The 22,724-nt window shown below is 71.3% G+C and carries 19 protein-coding genes; 16 read left to right on the top strand and 3 right to left on the bottom strand.

What is annotated here, in order from left to right:
• Positions 1-47 precede the first annotated feature (47 nt).
• Both ileS and ABZU43_RS27420 read left to right on the top strand, forming a co-directional pair.
• The gene (ileS, locus tag ABZU43_RS27425) at positions 48-3,242 is read left to right on the top strand and encodes an isoleucine--tRNA ligase (RefSeq protein WP_355009325.1); all 3,195 of its coding nucleotides are present in this window, start codon (positions 48-50) and stop codon (positions 3,240-3,242) included.
• Positions 3,243-3,347: 105 nt separating this feature from the next.
• On the top strand, positions 3,348-4,037 hold the full coding sequence (locus tag ABZU43_RS27420; protein ID WP_355009324.1) for a lysophospholipid acyltransferase family protein: 690 nt from the start codon (positions 3,348-3,350) through the stop codon (positions 4,035-4,037).
• A 37-nt stretch (positions 4,038-4,074) separates the two neighbouring features.
• Here ABZU43_RS27420 and ABZU43_RS27415 read toward each other — a convergent pair whose 3' ends face one another.
• The gene (locus ABZU43_RS27415; protein WP_355009323.1) at positions 4,075-5,367 is read right to left on the bottom strand and encodes a hypothetical protein; all 1,293 of its coding nucleotides are present in this window, start codon (positions 5,365-5,367) and stop codon (positions 4,075-4,077) included.
• Positions 5,368-5,474: 107 nt separating this feature from the next.
• Between ABZU43_RS27415 and ABZU43_RS27410 the strand changes: the two genes are divergently transcribed.
• From ABZU43_RS27410 to ABZU43_RS27360, 11 genes are all read left to right on the top strand, one after another.
• Positions 5,475-7,529, top strand: a complete 2,055-nt coding sequence (locus tag ABZU43_RS27410) for a TIGR03960 family B12-binding radical SAM protein (protein WP_355009322.1) — start codon at positions 5,475-5,477, stop codon at positions 7,527-7,529.
• 264 nt (positions 7,530-7,793) lie between these two features.
• Complete coding sequence (locus ABZU43_RS27405; RefSeq protein ID WP_355009321.1) at positions 7,794-8,234, top strand: hypothetical protein; 441 nt, start codon at positions 7,794-7,796, stop codon at positions 8,232-8,234.
• Between the two features lie 10 nt (positions 8,235-8,244).
• Positions 8,245-9,732, top strand: a complete 1,488-nt coding sequence (locus tag ABZU43_RS27400) for a hypothetical protein (protein ID WP_355009320.1) — start codon at positions 8,245-8,247, stop codon at positions 9,730-9,732.
• Positions 9,733-9,742: 10 nt separating this feature from the next.
• A complete protein-coding gene (gene mycP, locus ABZU43_RS27395) occupies positions 9,743-11,167 on the top strand; it encodes a type VII secretion-associated serine protease mycosin (RefSeq protein WP_355009319.1) in 1,425 nt (474 codons plus the stop codon).
• A 158-nt stretch (positions 11,168-11,325) separates the two neighbouring features.
• The gene (locus ABZU43_RS27390; protein ID WP_355009318.1) at positions 11,326-12,138 is read left to right on the top strand and encodes a TIGR03936 family radical SAM-associated protein; all 813 of its coding nucleotides are present in this window, start codon (positions 11,326-11,328) and stop codon (positions 12,136-12,138) included.
• Between the two features lie 131 nt (positions 12,139-12,269).
• Positions 12,270-15,398 (top strand): Rne/Rng family ribonuclease, encoded by a 3,129-nt coding sequence (locus ABZU43_RS27385; protein ID WP_355009317.1) that lies wholly within the window; start codon positions 12,270-12,272, stop codon positions 15,396-15,398.
• A gap of 116 nt (positions 15,399-15,514) precedes the next feature.
• Positions 15,515-15,997, top strand: a complete 483-nt coding sequence (locus tag ABZU43_RS27380; RefSeq protein ID WP_355009316.1) for a hypothetical protein — start codon at positions 15,515-15,517, stop codon at positions 15,995-15,997.
• Between the two features lie 166 nt (positions 15,998-16,163).
• Positions 16,164-16,478, top strand: a complete 315-nt coding sequence (gene rplU / locus ABZU43_RS27375; RefSeq protein ID WP_007464063.1) for a 50S ribosomal protein L21 — start codon at positions 16,164-16,166, stop codon at positions 16,476-16,478.
• An 11-nt stretch (positions 16,479-16,489) separates the two neighbouring features.
• Positions 16,490-16,744: a 50S ribosomal protein L27 gene (gene rpmA / locus ABZU43_RS27370; protein WP_007464062.1), complete on the top strand. Its 255-nt coding sequence runs from the start codon at positions 16,490-16,492 to the stop codon at positions 16,742-16,744.
• A 96-nt stretch (positions 16,745-16,840) separates the two neighbouring features.
• Positions 16,841-18,319, top strand: coding sequence for a GTPase ObgE (gene obgE, locus ABZU43_RS27365; protein WP_355009315.1), 1,479 nt, complete (start codon positions 16,841-16,843; stop codon positions 18,317-18,319).
• Between the two features lie 70 nt (positions 18,320-18,389).
• Positions 18,390-18,839: a GNAT family N-acetyltransferase gene (locus ABZU43_RS27360; protein WP_355009314.1), complete on the top strand. Its 450-nt coding sequence runs from the start codon at positions 18,390-18,392 to the stop codon at positions 18,837-18,839.
• A 78-nt stretch (positions 18,840-18,917) separates the two neighbouring features.
• Here the strand turns inward: ABZU43_RS27360 and ABZU43_RS27355 are convergent, their stop codons facing one another.
• Positions 18,918-19,409 (bottom strand): DUF4383 domain-containing protein, encoded by a 492-nt coding sequence (locus ABZU43_RS27355; RefSeq protein WP_355009313.1) that lies wholly within the window; start codon positions 19,407-19,409, stop codon positions 18,918-18,920.
• Positions 19,410-19,637: 228 nt separating this feature from the next.
• On the opposite strand from ABZU43_RS27355, the gene ABZU43_RS27350 reads away from it, so the two are divergent.
• From ABZU43_RS27350 to ABZU43_RS27340, 3 genes are read left to right on the top strand one after another with little or no spacing between them, the layout of a single operon-like run.
• Positions 19,638-20,483, top strand: a complete 846-nt coding sequence (locus tag ABZU43_RS27350; protein ID WP_355009312.1) for a hypothetical protein — start codon at positions 19,638-19,640, stop codon at positions 20,481-20,483.
• A 31-nt stretch (positions 20,484-20,514) separates the two neighbouring features.
• Positions 20,515-20,982, top strand: coding sequence for a phage holin family protein (locus tag ABZU43_RS27345; RefSeq protein ID WP_355009311.1), 468 nt, complete (start codon positions 20,515-20,517; stop codon positions 20,980-20,982).
• A complete protein-coding gene (locus ABZU43_RS27340) occupies positions 20,979-21,596 on the top strand; it encodes a DUF3618 domain-containing protein (protein ID WP_355009310.1) in 618 nt (205 codons plus the stop codon). The genes ABZU43_RS27345 and ABZU43_RS27340 overlap by 4 nt, the downstream gene beginning before the upstream one ends.
• 105 nt (positions 21,597-21,701) lie before the next feature.
• Here ABZU43_RS27340 and ABZU43_RS27335 read toward each other — a convergent pair whose 3' ends face one another.
• Positions 21,702-22,724 (bottom strand): glycosyltransferase, encoded by a 1,023-nt coding sequence (locus ABZU43_RS27335; RefSeq protein WP_355009309.1) that lies wholly within the window; start codon positions 22,722-22,724, stop codon positions 21,702-21,704.

The following is a 22,724-nucleotide window of genomic DNA, read 5'->3' as shown; positions in this document are numbered from 1 at the left end:
CCTCGCAGACCCACGTTGAGTGAGCTGCATGAGGAGAGCGACCCCCGATGGCCTATCCGTTGCACGACGCGACCGCCGCCGGTGTTCCGGCGAGCCCGGACCTGCCCGCGGTCGAGCGCCGCGTGCTGGAGCACTGGACGGCTGACAAGACCTTCGAGGCCAGCATCGAGGCCCGCCCCGCCGGCACCGACGGCAAGAACGAGTACGTCTTCTACGACGGCCCGCCGTTCGCCAACGGCCTGCCGCACTACGGTCACCTCTTCACCGGCTACGTCAAGGACGTGGTGCCGCGCTACCAGACCATGCGCGGCCGGCACGTCGAGCGGCGTTTCGGGTGGGACTGTCACGGCCTGCCCGCCGAGGTGGTGGCCGAGAAGCAGCTCGGCATCACCAGCAAGGCGGAGATCATCGACCTGGGCGTGGACCGGTTCAACGAGGCCTGCCGTGCCTCGGTGCTGGAGTTCACCCAGGACTGGGAGCGGTACATCAACCGGCAGGCCCGCTGGGTCGACTTCACCAACGACTACAAGACCCTCGACCTGGACTACATGGAAAGCGTCATGTGGGCCTTCAAGACCCTGCACGACAAGGGTCTGATCTACGAGGGCTTCCGGGTGCTGGCGTACTGCTGGCGCTGTGAGACGCCGCTGTCTAACACCGAGACCCGGATGGACGACGTCTACCGGGACCGGCACGACCCCACGCTGTCGGTGTGGTTCGAGCTGACCGCCGACGAGTCCGCACCGGAGCTGCTGCGCGGGCCGGTCAAGCTGGGCGTCTGGACCACCACGCCGTGGACCCTGCCGTCGAACCTGGCGCTCGCCGTCGGGCCCGACATCGAGTACGCGGTGCTCGAACGCGACGGCGACCGCTACCTGGTGGGGGCGGCGCGGCTGGCCGCGTACGCCAAGGAGCTGGAGGGCTACGAGCAGGTCGGCTCGGTGTACGGCCGGGACCTGGTCGGACGCCGCTACACGCCGCTGTTCGACTTCCTCGTCGAGCAGGCAGGGGAGAACGCCTACCAGGTGCTCGGCGCGGAGTTCGTCACCACCGAGGACGGCACCGGGATCGTGCACCTGGCCCCGGCCTTCGGTGAGGACGACCAGAACGTCTGCAACGCCGCCGGCATCCCCACCATCGTCACTGTCGACGACCACACCCGGTTCACCGCGCTGGTCCCGCCGTACCAGGGTGAGCAGGTCTTCGACGTCAACAAGCCGGTGATCCGGGAGCTGAAGGACCGGGGGGTGGTGCTCAGGCAGGACACCTACACCCACTCGTACCCGCACTGCTGGCGTTGCGACACCCCGCTGGTCTACAAGGCGGTGTCGTCGTGGTTCGTCGCGGTGACGCAGTTCCGGGACCGGATGGTCGAGCTGAACCAGGAGATCAACTGGACGCCGGGCCACATCAAGGACGGCTCGTTCGGCAAGTGGCTGGCCAACGCCCGGGACTGGTCGATCAGCCGGAACCGGTTCTGGGGCTCGCCGATCCCGGCGTGGAAGTCCGACGACCCGAACTACCCGCGCCTGGACGTCTACGGTTCGCTGGCCGACATCGAGCGGGACTTCGGCGTACGCCTGACCGACCTGCACCGGCCGGCGGTGGACGACCTGGTCCGCCCCAACCCGGACGACCCTACGGGTGCGTCGATGATGCGCCGGGTGCCGGAGGTGCTGGACTGCTGGTTCGAGTCCGGGTCGATGCCGTTCGCCCAGGTGCACTACCCGTTCGAGAACGCCGACTGGTTCGAGCACCACTACCCGGGTGACTTCATCGTCGAGTACATCGGGCAGACCCGTGGTTGGTTCTACACGATGCACGTGCTGGCCACCGCGCTGTTCGACCGGCCGGCGTTCCGTAACTGCCTGAGCCACGGCATCCTGCTCGGCTCGGACGGGCGCAAGATGTCCAAGAGCCTGCGCAACTACCCGGACGTCTACCACGTCTTCGACGCGTACGGCTCGGACGCGATGCGCTGGATGCTCATGTCCTCGCCGGTGCTGCGCGGTGGGGACATGGCGGTCACCGAGGCGGGCATCCGCGACGCCGTCCGGCAGGTGCTGCTGCCGCTGTGGAACGTGTACTACTTCTTCACGCTCTACGCCAACGCCGACGGGTATCAGGCCCGGCGACGTACCGACTCCACCCACCTGCTCGACCGGTACGTGCTGGCGAAGACGAACGAGCTGGTGTCCACTGTCGGCGCGCAGATGGACGCGTACGACATCTCCGGTGCCTGCGCCACCGTCCGGTCCTACCTTGACGCGCTGACCAACTGGTACGTGCGCCGGTCCCGGGACCGGTTCTGGTCCGGTGACGCCAACGCCTTCGACACCCTGTCGACGGTGCTGGAGACGCTCTGTCGGGTGGTGGCGCCGCTCGCGCCGCTGACCGCGGAGGAGATCTGGCGTGGCCTGACCGGGGAGCGTTCGGTGCACCTGACCGACTGGCCCTCGGCGGAGGCGTTCCCGGCCGACCACGATCTGGTCCGCGCGATGGACAACGTTCGGGCGGTCGCCTCGGCGGCGCTGTCGCTGCGCAAGGCCAAGGGGCTGCGGGTGCGACTGCCGCTGTCGACGCTGACAGTGGCCTCGCCGGCCGCGGAGCAGCTGCGGCCGTTCGCCGACCTGGTCGCCGACGAGGTCAACGTGAAGACCGTGGAGTTCAGCGCGGAGCTGTCCGCGTACTGCGAGCAGGTGTTGACTGTGGTTCCCCGGGCGCTCGGCCCACGCGTCGGCAAGCAGGTGCAACAGGTGATCAAGGCGGTCAAGGCGGGCGAGTGGGAGCTGGTCGACGGCGCCCCGGTGGCCGCCGGCGTCACCCTCGCCGAGGGCGAGTACGAGTTGCGCCTGGTCGCCGCCGACGCCGAGCACTCCGCGCCGCTGCCCGGCGGCGAGGGCGTGGTGGTGCTGGACACCGACGTCACACCGGAACTGGCCGCCGAAGGGCTGGCCCGCGACGTGGTGCGGGTGGTGCAGCAGGCCCGCCGTGACGCCGACCTGGACGTCTCGGACCGGATCGTGGTGTCGGTGTCGGCGTCCGACGAGGTACGCGCGGCGGTGTCGGCGTACGTCGACTTCGTCTCCGCGGAGGTGCTGGCCGACTCGGTCGACTTCGTCGAGGGCCCGGACGGCTCCGTCGTCGAGGGTCGGGACGGCTCCGTCGTCGAAGGGCTGGAGGGCTTCGCCGGCGAGGTCGGCGATGGTGAGCGGGTAACGGTGGTCGTCCGCCGGGTGTAACGGACCATCGCCAGGGTGCGGGCGCCTCACCACCTCCGTCGGGGAGGTGTGGAGGCGTCCGCTACCGTGACACCGCCTGCTCGCATTTCATCTGCCGGAGGACCAGTGCCGCTGCTCTACACCATCGGCAAGCTGACCGTGGGCCCCACGCTGCGGGTGGCGTTCCGCCCGACCGTGGAGGGTCTGGAACACGTGCCGGAGACCGGCGGCGCGATCTTCGCCGGCAACCACCTCTCGGTGGCCGACGAGTTGTTCCTCGGCACGGTCGTGCCCCGGCACCTGGCTTTCTGGGCCAAGTCGGAATATTTCAACGGCACCGGCGTGAAGGGTGCGATCTCCAAGTTCGTCCTCACCGGCCTGGGTGCGATCCCGGTCGAGCGGGCCGGTGGCCGGGCGGCGCTGTCCGCGTTCGACGCGGCGATCCCGGCGCTCAAGGGCGGTGACCTGGTGGTGGTCTACCCGGAGGGCACCCGCTCGCCGGACGGCAAGCTCTACCGGGGGCGGACCGGCGCGGCCCGGCTGGCGATCTCGGCCGGCGTGCCGATCATCCCGGTGGGCATGATCGGCACGGACAAGGCGCAGCCGATCGGCGCCCGGGTGCCCCGGCCGGGCACTGCCAAGATCACGGTTCGATTCGGCAAGCCGCTGGACTTCACCGGCCGACCGGACGACCGCGCCTCGCTGCGGCAGATGACCGACGAGTTGATGAGCGAGATCCAGAAGCTCACCGGCCAGGAGTACGTGCCCCGCTACGCCCCGCCGCGCGCCCACCCGGACCCGACCCGCGACGCCTGACCCCGCCGGCCGCACCCCGGCCGGCGAGGGTGCGGCATCAGCCCCGCTCGGGTTGGACGATCTGGGCGCGCAGGGTGCCCAACAGGTCGGAACTGTCGGCGACGGAGAGTCGGGTGAACACCCCGGTGGCGATGCTGCCGTGGTCGACCGACGTGCAGACGACCACGGCGCCGCCGTCGGCGCTGCCCACCGCGCACCGTTCGTGCCGGCCCCGTACACCGGTGTCCACGCTCTCCGGGGCACCCAACGCGTACCGATCGGTGAGCCGGCTGATCTCGGCCTCCGCGTCCGACTCCGGAGTCAGCCGGAAGCCGGTGCCGCCGAAGACCGTTACCCGCTTGCCGCTCGTCGTGGCGTAGACGCCAGCGAAAGTCTCCTCGGCCAGCCAGTTCTCCTTGCGTACCTCGCTCTCCAACTTCTGGGCCGCCTCGGTGCTGCGGCTGTCCTGCCGCAGGTTGAGGTCGTCCACCTGGACGGGCAGGGCCGCGCGCGCCGGGTACTGGGCCGAGATCGGGAACCCGTAGTAGGCGGGGCAGCCACAACAGCAGGCCAGGGTGAGCAGCAGCAGCCACGGCCAGCGGCGTCGTCGGCGGACCGGAACCGGCACGTACCCCTTGGGGGCCTGCCAACCGGGCGGCGGTGATGGCGGTGGCGTGGTGGATCGCCGACCCCGGCGCTGCTTCGGCACCTTCGGCGGCGCGGGTGGTGCGGGTGGCGACATCGGCCGGGCCGGCACCATGGGCCCGATGGCCCGGGGTGCGCCCGGTGCCGCCGGCGGCGGCACCGGGTGCGACGAGGCCGGGGGAACGGGCGGCCCGGACCACTGCCGGGTGTCCGGTGGCGTCGGATACGACATCGTGGGCGGCAGCGGGGGCAGTTCGGCGGAGGGCAGGTCCCAGCCGCCGGTGTCCACGCCGGCCCACGGGTCGACCGGGGTCTGGTCCTCCGGCGGCCCGACGGCCACCGGCGGGGGAGGGGTCGGCTCGGCCGACTCGCCCCAGGCCTGTCGGCGGGGCAGCGGAGGTGGAACCGGGGCCGAACCACTCCACCTGGGCGCCGGGACCTCCGCGGCCGGGACCTCCGAGGCCGGGACCTCCGCGGCCGGGACCTCCGCGGTCGGGGCAGGCTCCGGCTGGTCCGGGGGTTCCGGCTGGTCCGAGTGGTCCGAGGGTTCTGGCTGGTCCGAGGGGTCCGGCTGGTCCGAGGGTTCCGGCTGCTCCGGGGGTACGGGTGGGGAGGTCGGCTCGTCGGCGACCGTCCGGTCCCGCTCCGGCTCCGGCTCCGGGGTGCTCCCGTTGGCCGGCCGTGCTCCCGGCTGGGTCTCCGGCATCGCGGCAATCTCCTCTCGCGCCGAACCGAGGTTAGTACCGCGCCGCCACCCCCGCCGATCGGGCGTGCGCGCGATCGGCGGCGGACGAACGCGTACCCTTGGGCATCATGAGTGCCCCGTCCACGAGCCCGCACGCGGCCGCGACCAACTCTCGCGACGACTCCAGCTCGGCCCCTCTGACGCCGCGTCGCGGCGCGGAGCCGTCGGTCTGGCCCCAGCTCGAGCCGCTGCTGCCCCAGATCTCCAAGCCCATCCAGTACGTCGGGGGCGAGTTGGGTGCGGTGACGAAGGACTGGGACGCGGCGACCGTGCGTTGGGCGCTGATGTATCCCGACGCCTACGAGGTGGGTCTGCCCAACCAGGGCGTGCAGATCCTCTACGAGGTGCTCAACGAGCTGCCCGACACCCTCGCCGAGCGGACGTACGCGGTCTGGCCGGACCTGGAGACGCTGATGCGCACGCACGGCGTGCCGCAGTTCACCGTCGACGCGCACCGGTCGGTGCGCGGGTTCGACGTGTTCGGCATCTCCTTCTCCACCGAGCTGGGTTACACGAACATGCTCACCGCGATCGACCTGGCCGGCATCCCGCTGCTGGCCGCCGACCGCACCGACGCCGACCCGGTGATCGTGGCCGGCGGGCACGCCGCGTTCAACCCGGAGCCGATCGCCGACTTCATCGACGCCGCGGTGCTCGGCGACGGCGAGGAGGCGGTCCTGGAGATCACCGCGATCGTTCGGGAGTGGAAGGCCGAGGGCTCGCCGGGCGGCCGCGACGAGCTGCTGCTGCGGCTGGCCCGCACCGAGAGCGTCTACGTGCCGCGCTTCTACGACGTCGACTACCTGCCGGACGGCCGGATCCAGCGGGTCGTACCGAACCGGGCCGACGTGCCGTTCCGGGTGCACAAGCGCACGACGATGGACCTGGACGCCTGGCCGTACCCGAAGAAGCCCCTCGTGCCGTTGGCCGAGACGGTGCACGAGCGGTACGCGGTGGAGATCTTCCGGGGTTGCACCAGGGGTTGCCGGTTCTGCCAGGCTGGAATGATCACCCGTCCGGTGCGGGAGCGGTCGATCACCACTGTCGCGCAGATGGTCCGCGAGGGCCTGGAGTTCTCCGGCTTCTCCGAGGTCGGCCTGCTGTCCCTCTCCTCGGCGGACCACTCCGAGATCGGCGACATGTGCTCGGGCCTCGCCCAGCAGTACGAGGGCACGAACGTCTCGCTGTCGCTGCCCTCGACCCGGGTGGACGCCTTCAACATCGACCTCGCGCAGGAGCTGTCCCGTAACGGGCGGCGCACCGGCCTGACCTTCGCCCCGGAGGGCGGGTCGGAGCGGATCCGCAAGGTCATCAACAAGATGGTGTCGAAGGAAGACCTGATCCGTACGGTCGTCACCGCGTACACCAACGGGTGGCGGCAGGTGAAGCTCTACTTCATGTGCGGCCTGCCCACCGAGACCGACGAGGACGTCCTCGAGATCGCCGAGATGGCCCACGAGGTGATCAGGGCCGGCCGGGCCGCGACCGGCTCCAAGGACATCCGCTGCACGGTCTCCATCGGCGGGTTCGTGCCGAAGCCGCACACCCCGTTCCAGTGGGCCGCGATGGACCGTCCGGAGGTCATCGACCACCGGCTCAAGATCCTCAAGCAGGCCATCAACGCGGACCGTTCGCTGGGCCGGGCCATCGGCTACCGGTACCACGACGGCGAGCCGTCGCTCATCGAAGGGCTGCTCTCCCGGGGTGACCGCCGGGTCGGGTCGGTCATCCGCAAGGTCTGGGAGAACGGCGGCCGGTTCGACGGGTGGAGCGAGCACTTCTCGTACCAGCGCTGGGTGCAGGCTGCGGCCGAGACGCTGCCCGCGTTCGGGGTGGACCTCGACTGGTACACCACCCGTCAGCGCGACGAGCTGGAGGTCCTGCCCTGGGACCACCTCGACTCGGGCCTCGACAAGGACTGGCTCTGGCAGGACTGGCAGGACGCGTTCAGCGAGTTCGAGCAGGACGACTGCCGGTGGACGCCCTGCTTCGACTGCGGCGTCTGCCCATCGATGGACACCGAGATCCAGATCGGCCCCACCGGCAAGAAGCTGCTACCGCTCACTCCGCTGGGCGGCAACGGCATGAAGGTCCCGTCGGGCCACTCGCACTCGCACCCCTGACCGCGGTGCTGTGACGTAGCGCCGGCTGGCGGTGACCCGCCACCACCCTCCACATCCGACATGTCGCCCAACGGGTCCGCGTCTCGCGGGCCCGTTGGCGTTGTTCGGGCTCGGCCCGCCCGGTGGCCCGCACCGGACCTTCAGCGAGATCGGCCGCCATCTGTACCACGTGCCGGTGACTGGGGCTGCCTCGACTAGGTCAGACTCGATACGCTGCGTCTGACATGGACCGACCCGGCGGGTCGGGGACGGGGGAGGAATCGCATGGGTAGCATCCCGCCGCCGAGCATCGGCGATCTGCACGTCAGCGTCGAGGACCTGGACGCCGCCGCCACATACGTCGAGCGGCTCCGGCAGTACATCGACGACACCATCAAGTACGAGATGGAACGCATCAAGACGCGGATGAAGGGCGACAGCAACAACGCCCAGACCGTCCCCGGCGGCACGCCGTTCGGCGCGTACGAGGACGCCGTCATGCAGTGGCGGGCCCTGGAGACGTCAACGGTGAACATGGAAGCGCACCTCAACACGCTCTCCCAGAAGCTCGCCGCGCTCAAGGAGGGCACCGAGGAGATCGCCAAGGCGTTCCGCGACACCGAGGCGCGCAACGGCGCCAACGGCAAGGAGATCGAGCGGCTGCTGGAGTCGGCGGCGCCGCCGCCCACGGCCAGCGGCGCACCCACCTACCCGTACACGGCCTGAGGGGGACGTCATGGCTGGAGGAACCTGGGAGCGGTGCGTCCGCGAGGTGACGCTCTCCGCGGACCCGGAAACGGTCGGATCGGTCGGAGCGGGCTGGAGCAACCTCTCCAGCGGCCTGCAACAGCTGCGGGACGCGCTCGTCGGTCGCTCGTTCGTCGGCCCGATCGCGACCGGCCAGGAGCGCCCGCACGTCGGCGGGCTGCCCGGGATGCTCGCCGGTTGGAAGGGCGGCGGTGGTGACGCGTACCGCGAGCACCTGGGCAAGATAGGCAAGCAGATCGAGGATCTGATCACCGACGCGACCAACGTCAGTGGCGCGTTGACGCGGATCGAGGGCGACATCCGCAAGTCGGTCTCCACGATCCCGATTCCGCTGATGGACGACTTCGGCTTCAACGAGTGGAGCCTGCCCAACGGCACCGAGCTCGACGATGCCCGCGACGGCGAGAGCTCGTCGGGGTTCCTCGCCGCGCTGCGCAAGGACTACCAGAGCAACCCCGGCTCGTACGCCGACGGCGCGTTCCGGGACAAGGCCGACGACCTGGAAGCGACGATGAAGGTCGACGGTCAGGCCGGTGACCAGAAGCGGGGCGGCTGGTGGGACACCGGAGCCCACCTGGACAACTGGTACCGGGACAATCAGAACGCGGCGAACACGGCGATGGCACCGCTGCCCCAGGCCGTCTACACGGAGCGCCCCAAGCTCACCGTCAACAGCCCGGACAGATCGGGCGGCGTGGACGAAATCCGTCGGGACCCCCGGGTCCCGCCCTCGGGGCGGCCCGACATCAGTGGTGGCGAATTCGGCGGGAAGCCCGACATCGGTGGTGGCGGCCCCACGATCGGCAGCAGGCCGCCGGGCATCGGCGACACGGGCGGTCCGACGTCCACCGTCGACCCGTTCTCCCCGACCAAGCCCGGTGGGCTCGGCGAGGGCTCGCCCACCGGCGGCACGGGTCAGTTCACACCCCCGTCGACGGGCTCCGGCTTGCCGGGCTACGCGGACGACGACGCTGGCTACAGCAGCGGTCTGGCCGGCGCCACCCCGGGCGGGGTCGGCGGCCTGGGCGGCGGCATCAGCGGCGGCGGGGTCGGCAGCGCCGGTCTCGGTGGCGCCGGCGGTGGTTTCGGAGGCGGTGCCGGGGTCGGCTCGGCCGGCGGGATCGGCGGCGGCGCCGGTGGTGGCCTGGGCGGCGGTGCCGGGATCGGCGTGGGCGGCATCCCCGGCATGGTGGGTGGCGGCAACGGAAAGATTCCGCCGATGACGAGCGCGGCGAACGCGTTGCGCACGGCTCAGGCTGCCGGCGGTGCCGGGATGGCGGGCGGCGCGCGTGGTGCCGGCGTCGGCGGTGCCGGAATGATGGGCGGCGGAATGATGGGCGGCGCGGGTGGCGCCGGCCAGGGTGGCTCCACCGGCTCCGAGCACTCGTCGTGGTTGACTGAGGATGACGATCCGTGGGGCCCCGGTGACGGGGCGTCCCCGGGTGTCCTTCGATGAGGATGGACGGATGAGGGTGAACGTCGCAGGCCTCCGGCCGGTAGTCGCCTGTCTGCTGGCGGGGTTCCTGGTGGTGGGGGCCGCTCAACCGGCGGCCGCCGCTCCCCGTCGGGCCGAGCAGTGGTATCTGGACGAGCTCCGGATCGACCAGGTGCACAAGATCTCGACCGGGCGGGGCGTGGTCGTCGCCGTGATCGACAGTGGCGTCGAGGCGAGCCACCCGGACCTACGCGGTCAGGTGCTTCCCGGTGGTCGCAGCTACGGCGCCTCCGGAGACGGCCGGTCCGACGAGGACGGGCACGGCACCCACATGGCCGGCATCATCGCGGCGAAAGCCAGCCGCGACGGGGTGGACGGCATCGCCCCCGGCGCGAAGATCCTGCCCATCAAGTTGCGCAAGGAGGACGGCTTCTACACCGACGCCGGGATTGCCCGGGGCATCCGGATGGCCGTCGACGGCGGGGCCAAAGTGATCAACATGTCCGTTGGTGGCCCCGGCTTCGCCAATCCCGTGCAGAAGAGCGCAATCCAGTACGCGTTGGACCATGACGTCGTCCTGGTCGCCTCCGCGGGTAACACCGCCCAGGGTGGAACCACAGTGGGCAAGCCCGCCAACACCCCCGGTGTGATCGCGGTGACCGGGACGACCAGGGGCGGCGCGTTCTGGTCCGGCTCCGTCCAGGGGCCGGAGGCGGTGGTCGCCGCTCCCGGCGACAGCGTGTACAACGTCACCAACGAGGGGGGCTACGGCTGGGGTGACGGCACCTCCGACTCCGGTGCGATCGTCTCCGCTCTGGCCGCGTTGATCCGAGCCAAGTACCCGGACCTCAACGCTCCGAGCGTGATCAACCGGATCATCCGGACCGCGCGGGACGCGGGCCCGTCCGGGCGGGACCCGCAGTACGGCTTCGGGGTGATCGACCCGACGCGGGCGCTGACCGCGAACGTGCCACCGGTCACCGCCAATCCGCTGCTCGACCCAGCCGTCGCGGCGACCGACCCGGGGCCGGGCCGTGCCGAGGGTGCGGACGAGGAGTTCGACGTCACCCAGCACGGCGATCGTGGTGGCCCCACCGACCAGCAGGTCATGGTGATCGGCATCGGCATCGCAGTGGTGTTGGTGTTGCTGCTGGGTCTGGTGGTCTTCCTGATCTGGAACCGCCGCCGGTACCGGCGGGAGGCGGCCCGAGCCGCCGACATCCCGGACGAGGTGCTCGACCGGGTGGCCCAGGGGGCGTACCCGCCGCCTGACGCGGGTTACGCCCCACCGCCGGGCTACCCGCCTCCACCCGGTTACGCCCCTCCTGGCGGGTACGCGCCGCCTTCCGGCTACGCCCCTCCCTCGGGGTACGCCCCGCCCTCGGGCTACACCCCGCCCTCCGGCTACGGTCCACCGCCGGGCGGGTCACCGCCCGCGCCGCCGACGGAGCGGTAACCGGTTCCGATCATGGTGGCCGGCTGGTGACCTCCGCGTCGCCGGCCGGCCATCGGCTTCCGCGGCGGGTGGTCGCGACGGGGGCGACCGGTTTGTGCCCGTCCGTCAGGGCGGTTTCGGCCGCCCCGGCTGCGTACCGTCACGAGCCCTGCGCCAGGATGGGCGGACACGCAGGTACACCCGAGGAGCCCACGATCGCCAAAAAGCCTCAACCCGAGGGCGGCCAGGCACCGGTCGTTCAGCGCGTCCGCATCCGGTACGCCAAGCGCGGGCCGCTGCGATTCACCTCGCACCGGGACTTCGCCCGGGCGTTCGAGCGCGCGCTAAGGCGGGCGGCTGTGCCGGTCGCCTTCTCCCAGGGTTTCCACCCGCACCCGAAGATCTCCTACGCCAGCGCCGCCCCGACCGGGGTGGCGAGCGAGGCGGAGTACCTGGAAATCGCCCTTCAGGCGGCGGTCGACCCGGAGGCGTTGCGCGCCGCGTTGGACGCCGCGCTCTCGCCGGGGCTGGACGTCCTGGACGCCGTGATCGCCGAAGGGGGCAACCTGCCGGACCGGATCGAGGCGTCGCACTGGCACATCGAGTTGCCTGAGGTCGACACGGCGGTGCTGCGCGACGCCGTGGACGCCTTCGTCGCGGCCGAGGAGGTGCTGGTCGAGCGGATGACCAAGCAGGGTCGACGTACTTTCGACGCCCGCGCCGCCGTGATGTCGATCGATGTCCAACTGCCGACGCCGACGCCTTCCGGGGCGCCGGCCGTACCGTGTGCGATACTCGAACTGGTCGTGCGGCAGGTCACCCCGTCCGTACGGCCCGATGACGTCCTTTCCGGCCTCCGCGTGGTGGCCGACCTGGAGCCGCCGGTTTCGCCGAGGGTGACACGGCTGGCTCAGGGCACGTTGACCGCGCAGGGTGCGATCGTGGATCCGTTGGATGCGGACCGCGACGGGGCAGCCATCGTTGGGCACTGACCGACGGTCGGTGTTCTGGCAGGCAGACTTCGGCGGTCGCGCACCACGCGCGCCCGGCGGAAACACTTTTGCGGCGACCCTGCGTGGCAGCGCTCACCCGCGCCCGGGCTAGCCAGAACTGGAGAACGTCCATGCTCGAGAACGAGCCCGAGGGCGGCGAACGGGCCGGTTCACAGCCGGCCGGTGCAAACGCCGACCAGAGCACCACGGCCGACGGCGGCGCCGTCGAGACCCCTACCACGGCTGTCGGTTCGGCTTCGGTGGAACCGGCCGGCGCGGAGAGCGCTTCCGCTGAGGCCGCCGAACCCGCCGCGCCGGTGCGGCGCACCCGGGCGACCCGTCGTCGGGCCGCCCCGCTCAACCAGCCGGAGCAGACCGACGCGCCGATCGAGGCGCCCACCGGTGGCGCCGGCAACGTCGAGTCGCCGCAGGCGGAGGTCTTCGCCCCGATCTCCGGCGACCTGGACGTCGCACCGAAGACCCCCCGGCGTCGCCGCAAGGCCACCCCCGTCGAGACGACCGCCGAGGAGCCGCTGGTCGCCGCCGCTGCGGAGGCGGCCTCGGCCGAGGTGGTCCCGCCGGTCAAGGTGACCCGTACCCGGCGCAAGAAGGCCACGCCGGCGGCCGTCGAGGAGCCGCCCGCCGCCGAGCAGCCGGCCGCGGCCGACGAGCCGCTCGCGGTCGAGGAGCCGGTCGTCGAAGAGCCGGACGTCACCGAGGAACCGGCGGAGTCCGACCTGCGCGAGGCCGAGGCCGAGTTGAACGACTCCCCGGCCCTCCCGAGCACGTCCGCTGCCGAGCTGGCCTGGAGCAGCGGTGCGCAGGACCGCTCCGGCGAGGTGCCACCGGGTGTGGCCGTTTCCGGTGTGACGGATGAGCCGAACGAGCCGGCCGAGATCGAGCCGGAGCAGCCGCGTACCCGTCGCCGGCGCGCTGCGCTCTCCGCGCCCACCGTGCTCTTCATGGCACCCCAGCCGGACGCCGTGCCGGTGACCCGACCGGTGGAGCCCGCCGCGGCGACCGAGGAACCGGCCGTCGAGGAAGCCGCCGAGCCGTCCCGCCGCCGTCGGCGTGGTCGCCGTGAGGCCGAGCCGGTGGAGCCGATCGAGGCCGTCGAGGCCGAAGAGGAGCCGACCGAGGAGGCCGACGAGGCCGCCGAGGCGGATGAGGACGACGAGGACAGCGCCGCCGCGCGCCGCCGCCGCCGACGTGGTCGCCGGGGCCGTGGCCGGGGCAAGGGCGGCGCCGACGACGCCGAGGACGAGGAGTCCGAGGAGGCGGCGCAGGCCGACGAGGAAGAGACCGCCGAGGTCGAAGCCGAGGGCGACGAGGACGAGGAGTCCGAGGGCGGGGACGGTCTGACCCGTCGTCGTCGTCGCCGTCGCCGTCGTGGCGCCGGTGACACCGAGAGTGCGGCGGACGACGGCGTGCCGACCGTGGTGAAGATCCGCGAGCCGCGCCGGACCGTCGACGAGGTGCAGGGTGTGTCCGGCTCGACCCGGCTGGAGGCCAAGCGCCAGCGCCGCCGGGACGGTCGGGAGCAGCGCCGTACCCGCCCGCCGATCCTCAGCGAGTCGGAGTTCCTGGCGCGCCGCGAGGCCGTCGACCGGGTGATGGCGGTCCGCCAGCGCGGTGACCGCACCCAGATCGCCGTCCTGGAGGACGGCGTGCTGGTCGAGCACTACGTCACCCGCAATTCCTCCGGGACGATGGCCGGCAACGTGTACCTCGGCAAGGTGCAGAACGTGCTGCCGAGCATGGAGGCCGCGTTCGTCGACGTCGGTCGGGGCCGTAACGCCGTGCTGTACGCCGGCGAGGTCAACTGGGACACCTCCGGGTTGGAGGGGCGGGCCCGCTCGATCGAGCAGGCGCTGCGCTCCGGCGACTCGGTGCTGGTCCAGGTCACCAAGGACCCGATCGGGCACAAGGGCGCACGGCTGACCAGCCACATCGCGCTCTCGGGCCGGCACCTGGTCTACGTGCCCAACGGCAACGCCTCCGGGATCAGCCGCAAGCTGCCGGACAACGAGCGCAAGCGGCTGCGGGACGTGCTCAAGAAGCTGGTCCCGGACGGCGCGGGCGTGATCGTCCGGACGGCCGCCGAGGGCGCCACCGAGGACGAGTTGGCCCGCGACGTCAAGCGGCTCCAGGCGCAGTGGGAGGACATCCAGGCCAAGGCCGCCGAGGGTGGCGCTCCGGCGCTGCTCTACGGGGAGCCGGACCTGGTCATCCGGGTGGTCCGGGACCTGTTCAACGAGGACTTCCGCGAGCTGGTGATCGAGGGCGAGCAGTCGTACGACATTGTCGAGTCGTACCTGTCGCACGTCTCCCCGGACCTGGTCGACCGGGTGCGCCGGCACGTCGGCACGAGCGACGTCTTCGCCGAGTACCGGATCGACGAGCAGATCATCAAGGGCCTGGACCGCAAGGTCTTCCTGCCCTCCGGCGGCTCGCTGGTGATCGACCGTACCGAGGCGATGACTGTCGTCGACGTCAACACCGGCAAGTACACCGGCTCCGGGGGCAACCTGGAGGAGACCGTCACCCGTAACAACCTGGAGGCGGCGGAGGAAATCGTCCGTCAGCTCCGGCTGCGGGACATCGGCGGCATCGTGGTGATCGACTTCATCGACATGGTGCTGGAGTCGAACCGTGAGCTGGTGCTGCGCCGACTCACTGAGTGCCTGGGCCGGGACCGCACCAAGCACCAGGTCACCGAGATCACGTCGCTCGGCCTGGTGCAGATGACTCGTAAGCGGATCGGCGCGGGCCTGCTGGAGGCGTTCAGCGAGACCTGCGAGTGCTGCAAGGGTCGGGGCGTCATCATCCACACCGAGCCGGTGCCGGAGAAGCCCCGTCCCGCTGGCGCGGGGGAGAAGGTCAAGGCGGTCGCCTCAGCTGTGGCTCCCGCTCCGGCGGCCGAGCAGGGTGCCCCCTCGTCCCGTCGCCGGGCGCGCAAGAACGCCCCGGTCGCGGCCGAGCGGACCGCTGTCGAGGTCGTCGACACCGACACCGACACCACGGCCGAGCCGGACGCCGACTACCAGGACACCATGGGCTACGACCTGTCCCGCTACGAGTCGGACGCCGCCGCCGCACCGGCGATCTCCGACGCTCAGCAGGGTGAGTCGGCTCGGTTGGCCGCGGCGGACGACCCGGACGCGCTCGCCGACGCTGAGGGCGACGAGGAAGGCACCGAGGGCGGTGGCGGCCGTCGCCGGTCGCGTCGCGGTGGCGCCCGTCGGCGGACCCGCCCCTGAGCGCCTGACCGGCCACGTGTTTGACGAGGTCCCTCTCCCGGCAAAGTGACGGGGGAGGGACCTCGCCGTTGTGGCCACCCGGTCCTCGGTCGGCTGTCCCCGGTCAGGAGAAGAAGATGCGCCGTCTGCTCGCGGTCACCGCGCTGCTCACCATGCTCTCCGTCGCGGCCGGCTGCTCCACCGGTGGGACCGCCGAGGACGCCGGCTCGGCGGTCGCTGGCACTCCTGGGGGCCCGACCGGCATGCCGGCCAGCGGTGGTGTGGCGGGCGGCAACGCCACCCAGGTGTGCGCCGCCGCACAGGAGGCCAGCACCACTGCCGTTCGGACGTACGTGGCTGAGCTGGGTCGGATGCTCGCGGCGGTGGGCGCCGGGGACAGCCGCACGGCCGAGGCCGCCCGGGGCCGGGCCGAGGGAGCGCTGGCGGGCTGGCGGACCGTCCTGCGGGAGCAGTCGGAGCGGACCGACGATCCGCAGCTCAGGACGCTGCTCACCGACCTGGGCACCGAGGTTTCGGCACTCGGTGCCGACGTCGAGTCGATCGACGAGACCGAACTCGACCGGCTCCAGCAGCGCCTCGACCAGCTCTGCGAGCGCTGACCAGGGCGGGCCGGTTTGGGGTCCGGGCCAGCGATGGCGTACTCTTGCCTGCGGCCCACCTTTGGTGTGCCGAGTTCCCGTGTGCCCGCGCCGCCGTGCACTGCTACCCGGCGAGCCGCTGCGGGAACGACCGCCAGCAGCCTCAACGACAGGGAGTCCGCCTCCGATGTACGCGATCGTCAAGACCGGCGGCAAGCAGTACAAGGTCGCCGAGGGCGACGTGATCGAGGTCGAGAAGCTCACCGGTGCCCCCGGTGACGCGGTGAAGCTCACCGCGGTGCTCCTCGTCGACGGTGACGACCTGGTGACCGACGCGGCGAAGCTTGCCGAGGTCGCGGTGTCCGGCGAAATCGCCGCGCACACCAAGGGCCCGAAGATCCGGATCCACAAGTTCAAGAACAAGACTGGCTACCACAAGCGCCAGGGTCACCGTCAGCCGTTGACCCAGGTCAAGGTGACCGGCATCTCCAGCGGGAAGTAGGTCGTCCTCCAATGGCTCACAAAAAGGGTGCGTCCAGCTCGCGTAACGGTCGTGACTCCGCGGCCCAGCGACTCGGCGTGAAGCGCTTCGGTGGTCAGGTCGTCAGCGCCGGTGAGATCATCATCCGGCAGCGTGGCACCAAGTTCCACCCCGGTGACCTGGTCGGCCGTGGCGGCGACGACACGCTGTTCGCGCTGTCCGCCGGTGCGGTCCTGTTCGGCACCAAGCGCGGTCGCAAGACCGTCAGCATCGTTCCGCAGCAGTAGTTCTCGGGCTTAAGCGGGCCGCGGACCTCCGGGTCCCGGCCCGCTTAGCCTTTTTCGCGAAGTGCGAGGTTGGACCTCGCTGGAAGGATTGACGCCGTGGCAACGTTCGTTGACCGGGTCGTTCTGCATCTGCAGGCCGGCGATGGCGGGCACGGTTGTGTCTCTATCCACCGCGAGAAGTTCAAGCCCTTCGGCGGACCGGACGGCGGCAACGGTGGGCATGGGGGCAGCGTGTCCCTGGTGGTCGACCCGCAGGTGACCACGCTGCTCGACTTCCACTTCCACCCGCACGTCAAGGCCGACAACGGCAAGGGCGGCGCTGGCTCGAACCGGGACGGGGCCAACGGCCGCAACCTGGTGCTCAAGGTGCCCAACGGCACAGTGGTGCAGACCTCCGACGGCACGGTGCTGGCCGACATGGTCGGCGCCGGCACCACCTTCGAGGTCGCCCGTGGTGGGCGCGGCGGGCGGGGCAACGCCTCGCTGGCCAACGCCAAGCGCAAGGCGCCCGGCTTCGCCGAGCTGGGGGAGCCCGGCGACCAACTGGACATCGTGCTGGAGCTGAAGAGCGTCGCCGATGTGGGCCTGGTGGGCTTCCCGTCCGCCGGCAAGTCGTCGCTGATCTCGGTGATCTCCGCCGCGAAGCCGAAGATCGCCGACTACCCGTTCACCACCCTGGTGCCCAACCTCGGCGTGGTCCGGATGGACAACCACACCTTCACCGTCGCGGACGTGCCGGGCCTGATCCCCGGCGCGGCCACCGGTAAGGGCCTGGGCCTGGAGTTCCTGCGGCACATCGAGCGCTGCGCGGTGCTGGTGCACGTCATCGACTCGGCGACCCTTGAGCCCGGCCGCGACCCGGTGGCCGACATCGACGCCATCGAGGCGGAGCTGAGCCAGTACGGCGGCTTGGCTGACCGCCCACGTCTGGTCGCCGTCAACAAGGTCGACGTGCCGGACGGTCGCGACCTCGCCGAGATCGTGCGCCCCGACCTGGAGGAGCGCGGTTACCAGGTGTTCGAGGTCTCCGCGGCCACCCGGGAAGGGCTCAAGGAGTTGACCTACGCGATGGCCGAGCTGGTCGACGCGGAGCGTAAGGCCGCTCCGCCGGCCGAGCCGACCCGGATCGTCATCCGCCCGATCGCGGTGGACGACGACGGGTTCACCATCACGGCCGAAGCTGACGGCTCTTTCACTGTGCGCGGTGTGCGGCCGGAGCGCTGGGTCAAGCAGACCAACTTCGACAACGACGAGGCGGTCGGCTACCTGGCTGACCGGCTGGCCCGGCTCGGGGTGGAGGACAAGCTGGCCAAGGCCGGCGCGCAGCCCGGTGATCTGGTCCGGATCGACGCGCGCGAGTTCGACTGGCAGCCGACGCTCTTCGCCGGCGTGGAGTTCGTGCCCGGTAACCGAGGCACCGACGTCCGCCTGGAGGAGAAGTCGAACCGGGCCTCCGCCGCGGATCGGCTCGCCGCCCGGAAGGCTCGCCGCGTGCGGCCGGAGGACGAGGTGGGCGCGGACCTCTCCGACGACGACATCGACGACGACATCGACGACGAGGACGACGCCGAGTAGTTCGTTGCGCTCCGTGGTGGGGTTGATTTCCGGAAACCTCCCCGAAATCCACGCGTCCTAGCGTGGGGTGATGCTGATCGAGTCCCGGCCTGCCACCGATCCGGAGATCGCCGCCATGGTCATCGCGCAGCAGCGTGAGCTGCGCGAGGCCGATGGCGGGTTGGACGGGCAGGTCTTCGTCCCCCATGACGACGTCAGCTACCTGGCGGTGGTGCTGAACGGTCGGGCGGTCGCCTGCGGCGGGCTCCAGGCGCTCGATGCCGAGACCGGCGAGGTCAAGCGGATGTACGTCCGGCCCGCGTACCGGGGGCGGGGGATCGGTCGTCAGTTGCTGGCCGCGCTGGAGGAGTGCGCGTTCCGGCAGGGGCAGTCGGTGGTCTGCCTGGAGACGGGCACCTACCTGCCGGCCGCGATCGCTCTCTACTCCGCGTGTGGCTACCAGCAGATCCCGGTGTACGGCGAGTACGTGGGCAACCCGTACAGCGTCTGTTTCGCCAAGCGGTTGCCGGTCGCGGCCTGACGGCCGCGTCGCCGGTGCTGGCGTACTCGACGGTCACCGGCTTCGGCCCGGCCGAACCCCGCTGCACCGAAACCCAGGTCAGTGCCGGTCGGCGGGGTTGTCCAGGCGTCCGCCGGTGCCGGCCTGGTTCGACAGCAGCAGCCCGAGCGCGAGCATCCCGAAGCCGAGCGCCAGGTGCAGCCAGTTGTCGGCGTCGTTGACAGGCAGGATGTTCGCCCCGCCCTCCGGGTTGACCGCCTCGATCGCCAGGCCGTACAGCCAGAGAGCGAGGTAGACCGCGCCACCGGCGGCCAGGAAGACGCGGGCACCGGCGACGCTGCGGGCCAGCACCAGGCCGACCAGCCCGAAGAGCAGATGGACCGCGTTGTGCAGGATCGACACCTGGAACAGCCCGAGTAGCTGGGCGTCCGAGTGGTGCCCGGCGAACCGCAGCTCGCCGTAGTCGGTGGTGATGCCGGGGATGAAGCCGAGGACGCCGATCAGCAGGAAGACCCCGGCCACCACCAGCGCGGCCAGCTGGACCCGAGGTCGGGGACCGGCCGCTCGGCCGCCTCGTGCGTCTCGTGCCATCGCTGCCCCCTCCGTGGATGTGCCGATCTCGCGAACCTCACTGTCCGCAGCGGCGACGTGACGCAGCCCGACGATCCTCCATTTTGAAGACCAACCAGGGGGCCGCGCAGATAAATGCACGAAGAGGTATGGAAGCCGAAACGCAGGGTAGGTCAATGGTCAGCGGCCGCAGCAACGGGCCGCATCCCCCCAGCACAACCGCTACGACTTTCTGAGCGGAAGGACATCATGACTTACGATCTTTCACCTACGTCTTCCACGTACGGGCAGCAGTCGACCAACGGCGGCGGCGTCCGTGACCAGGCGCGCCAGGTTGGTTCTGAGGCTGCACAGGCTGGCGGCGCGGTCGCTCAGACCGCCAAGGAGCAGGGCACCGAGGTTGGCCGCGAGGCGGCCCGGCAGGCCCGCAACCTGTACGGCGAGGCCCGCAGTCAGCTGGCCAGCCAGACCGGTGAGCAGCAGCGCCGGGCTGCCGGCGGGTTGCGTTCGCTGGCCGACGAGATGCGCTCGATGGCCGAGCAGGGTGGCCAGGCCGGCCCGGTGAGCGAGCTCGCCCGCCAGGCCGCCGACCGGGTGCACGGTGTCGCCGGCTGGCTCGAGGAGCGTGAGCCCGGCGACCTGATCACCGAGGTACGCGACTACGCGCGGCGTAACCCGGGCACCTTCCTGGTCGGCGCGGCGGTGCTCGGTGTGCTGGCCGGCCGGCTGACCCGTGGCATCTCGGCTTCCGGCGGCGACTCCGGCAACGGTTCCTCGAACTTCCGGGGCGCCGGGGCGTACGACCCGGAGCAGACCGCCGTGATCCCGACGCCGCCGCCCGCGCCCCGCGCGGTGCCGGACGCCGTCCCGGCGGGCGGCTACCTCGACCCTACCCCCGGTACGCACACCCCGCCGACGTCCGGTGGCTACGCCGACCAGACGTCCGGCGGCTACGCCGACCCGGCGCCCGGCGGCTACGCCGACCCCACTCGGGGCGACACCCCGGAACACTCCGGCACCGGCCAGCCGCTGCCGCCGGTGACCCAGACCGACCCGCTGCCGGGCGTGCCGTCCAGCGGCAACCCGCGCCCGTGAGCCACCGAGTCATCCGAAGGGAGGCGACGGCATGAGCATGCCGACGCAGGGGTCCGGACTGGACTCCGGTTACCACCCCGACGCGGGTGCCCCGCACACCGCGGCGGAGGTGAAGGGCAGCTCGCTGGGCGACCTGATGCGTCAGGTCACCACCGACCTGTCGACGCTGATGCGTCAGGAGGTCGAGCTGGCCAAGGCTGAGATCCGCCAGGAGGGCAAGAAGGCCGGCAAGGCCGCAGGCCTGTTCGGCGGTGCCGGCTTCGGCGGCTACATGGTGGCCCTGTTCGTGTCCATCGCCATCTGGCAGTTCCTGGACAACGTCATGGACTCCGGCCTGGCCGCACTGATCGTGGCAGTGATCTGGGCAGCGGTCGCCGCGGTTCTCTACTCGAAGGCCAAGAAGAACGCCCAGCACGTACGCGGGCTCAAGCAGACGAACGACAGCGTGCAGCGGATTCCCGACGCGCTCAAGCCGCACCCGGAGGGAGTCACCCGATGAGCACCGATCCCGATCAGATCCGCCGGGAGATCGAAGCCACCCGTAACAGTCTCAGCTCCGACGTGGACGCGCTGGCGTACAAGGTCAGCCCGAGCCGCATCGTCGACGACCGCAAGCAGCGGGCCCGTTCCGCTCTGCAGAATGTGAGGGACAAGGTCATGGGAACCGCGTCTGACCTCGGTCACGGCACCGGCCAGGCCGCCCACTCGGTGGGTGACCGCGCCTCGTCGGCGGCCTCCAGCGTCAGCGACGCCGCGCACTCGGCGGCGACCACTGTCAGCGACGCCGCGCACAGCGCGCCGCGGGTGATCCGGCAGAAGTCCCAGGGCAACCCTCTCGCCGCCGGCCTGATCGCGTTCGGGGTCGGCTGGCTGGCCTCGTCACTGATCCCGGCCTCCCGCCGCGAGCAGGAGGCCGCCGCCCAGGTGAAGGCCAAGGTCAGCGAGCACAGCGGGGCGGTGAAGGAGAAGCTGAGCGAGGTGGCCAGCGAGCTGCGCGAGCCGGCCCAGCAGGCCGCCGAGTCGGTGAAGTCCACCGCTCAGGACGCCGTGCACGCGGTGAAGGACGACACGAAGTCCGCCGCCCACCAGGTCAAGGACCACGCCACTCCCTGAAACACCCCCAACCAGCACGACAGCTCGCGGTCACCTTCGGGTGCCCGCGAGCTGTCGCGTTGAGGTCAGCGCCGATCTTGCGGTTTCGGCTGGGGTTCTGTGCGTCTACCGGCAGTAATGTCCCAACCGGAAGTGCAAGATCGCGGCGAGTCGTGGGTTGCGCGGGGCGGGGTTGGCGGCTCGACGGATTCGGGTGTCGCCGTAGCGGACGCCGCCCAGCAGGAGGCGTCGGGTGACCGCCAGCCAGCCACACACACCACGTTCCAGCAGCCAGAGTGGGGCCGCCAGCGCCGTGCCCGGCGGGAACACCCGGGTGCCGCCGGCGCGGCGGCGACCCGTCTCGGCCAGGGCGACGACACCGGCCACCGCGCCGAGCAACAGCCCGGGGCGGCGCGACGCGACCGCCGCCGCCACCGCTGGCAGCACCGCGAGCGCGGTCAGCAGGCGAGCCGGCTGAGCCAGATCGTCGTACGCCTGCCGCACTCGCTGACCACGGAAATGCGCGGCGTCCGGAGGCAGCCGGCGGACGTACAACCAGGCCGGAGTCGCCTCGGTGCCGCCGTACCCGCGCACCGTGCGGATCAGCTCCAGGTTCTCGAAGAGCACGTCCGGGTCGTACCCGCCCATGGCGAGGAAGGTGCTGCGCCGCACGGCGAGGGTGCCCGGGTAGTCCGCCCCGAGCGCCCGGTTGAGCAGGGTGCGGCCGGTGTCCCACCAGGCGTGCCAGGGCAGCGGGTGGAAGTAGTTCTGCGGTCGTACCAGGTCGGCCCGGTCCAGCAGTCGGTGTACCGCGGTCAGCGCGGACTCGTCGTACCGGACGTCGTCGTCGGCGATCACCACGTGCTGGTGCCCGGCCGCGCGGACGCCGGTGTGAACGCCGCGCACCTTGCCGTTGAGCCCACGCTCACCCGGATCCGGTGGAAGGTGCCGAACCAGCCCTCGCCACGCCTCGGCGTGCCTGGCGAAGACAGACGGAGGCGAGCCGTCGACCACGAGCACCTCCACCCGGTCACCCAGCCAGCGCAGGTAGTCGGTCAGCTCGGTCAGGCCGGTGTCGGTGTGCCAGCGCAGCGGCAGCACGTACGTCATCGGTAGGCGGGTCGGTGGGGCTTCGGTCCGCCGTGTCAC

This window comes from Micromonospora sp. NPDC005205, from assembly GCF_040608275.1.
Classification (GTDB): Bacteria; Actinomycetota; Actinomycetes; order Mycobacteriales; family Micromonosporaceae; genus Micromonospora.
Note: the sequence above shows the minus strand (reverse complement) of the source record. Positions and strands in the feature narration are given on the sequence as shown.

Bases quoted from the DNA above. Each gene is read 5' to 3' on its own strand.
- rplU (WP_007464063.1), top strand. From the start codon at position 16,164: ATGTACGCGATCGTCAAGACCGGCGGCAAGCAGTACAAGGTCGCCGAG.
- ABZU43_RS27345 (WP_355009311.1), top strand. From the start codon at position 20,515: ATGAGCATGCCGACGCAGGGGTCCGGACTGGACTCCGGTTACCACCCC.
- mycP (WP_355009319.1), top strand. From the start codon at position 9,743: ATGAGGGTGAACGTCGCAGGCCTCCGGCCGGTAGTCGCCTGTCTGCTG.
- ABZU43_RS27355 (WP_355009313.1), bottom strand. From the start codon at position 19,409: ATGGCACGAGACGCACGAGGCGGCCGAGCGGCCGGTCCCCGACCTCGG.
- ABZU43_RS27380 (WP_355009316.1), top strand. From the start codon at position 15,515: ATGCGCCGTCTGCTCGCGGTCACCGCGCTGCTCACCATGCTCTCCGTC.
- ileS (WP_355009325.1), top strand. From the start codon at position 48: ATGGCCTATCCGTTGCACGACGCGACCGCCGCCGGTGTTCCGGCGAGC.
- ABZU43_RS27360 (WP_355009314.1), top strand. From the start codon at position 18,390: ATGCTGATCGAGTCCCGGCCTGCCACCGATCCGGAGATCGCCGCCATG.
- ABZU43_RS27415 (WP_355009323.1), bottom strand. From the start codon at position 5,367: ATGCCGGAGACCCAGCCGGGAGCACGGCCGGCCAACGGGAGCACCCCG.
- ABZU43_RS27350 (WP_355009312.1), top strand. From the start codon at position 19,638: ATGACTTACGATCTTTCACCTACGTCTTCCACGTACGGGCAGCAGTCG.
- ABZU43_RS27410 (WP_355009322.1), top strand. From the start codon at position 5,475: ATGAGTGCCCCGTCCACGAGCCCGCACGCGGCCGCGACCAACTCTCGC.
- ABZU43_RS27385 (WP_355009317.1), top strand. From the start codon at position 12,270: ATGCTCGAGAACGAGCCCGAGGGCGGCGAACGGGCCGGTTCACAGCCG.
- ABZU43_RS27390 (WP_355009318.1), top strand. From the start codon at position 11,326: ATGGGCGGACACGCAGGTACACCCGAGGAGCCCACGATCGCCAAAAAG.
- ABZU43_RS27400 (WP_355009320.1), top strand. From the start codon at position 8,245: ATGGCTGGAGGAACCTGGGAGCGGTGCGTCCGCGAGGTGACGCTCTCC.
- ABZU43_RS27405 (WP_355009321.1), top strand. From the start codon at position 7,794: ATGGGTAGCATCCCGCCGCCGAGCATCGGCGATCTGCACGTCAGCGTC.
- ABZU43_RS27340 (WP_355009310.1), top strand. From the start codon at position 20,979: ATGAGCACCGATCCCGATCAGATCCGCCGGGAGATCGAAGCCACCCGT.
- rpmA (WP_007464062.1), top strand. From the start codon at position 16,490: ATGGCTCACAAAAAGGGTGCGTCCAGCTCGCGTAACGGTCGTGACTCC.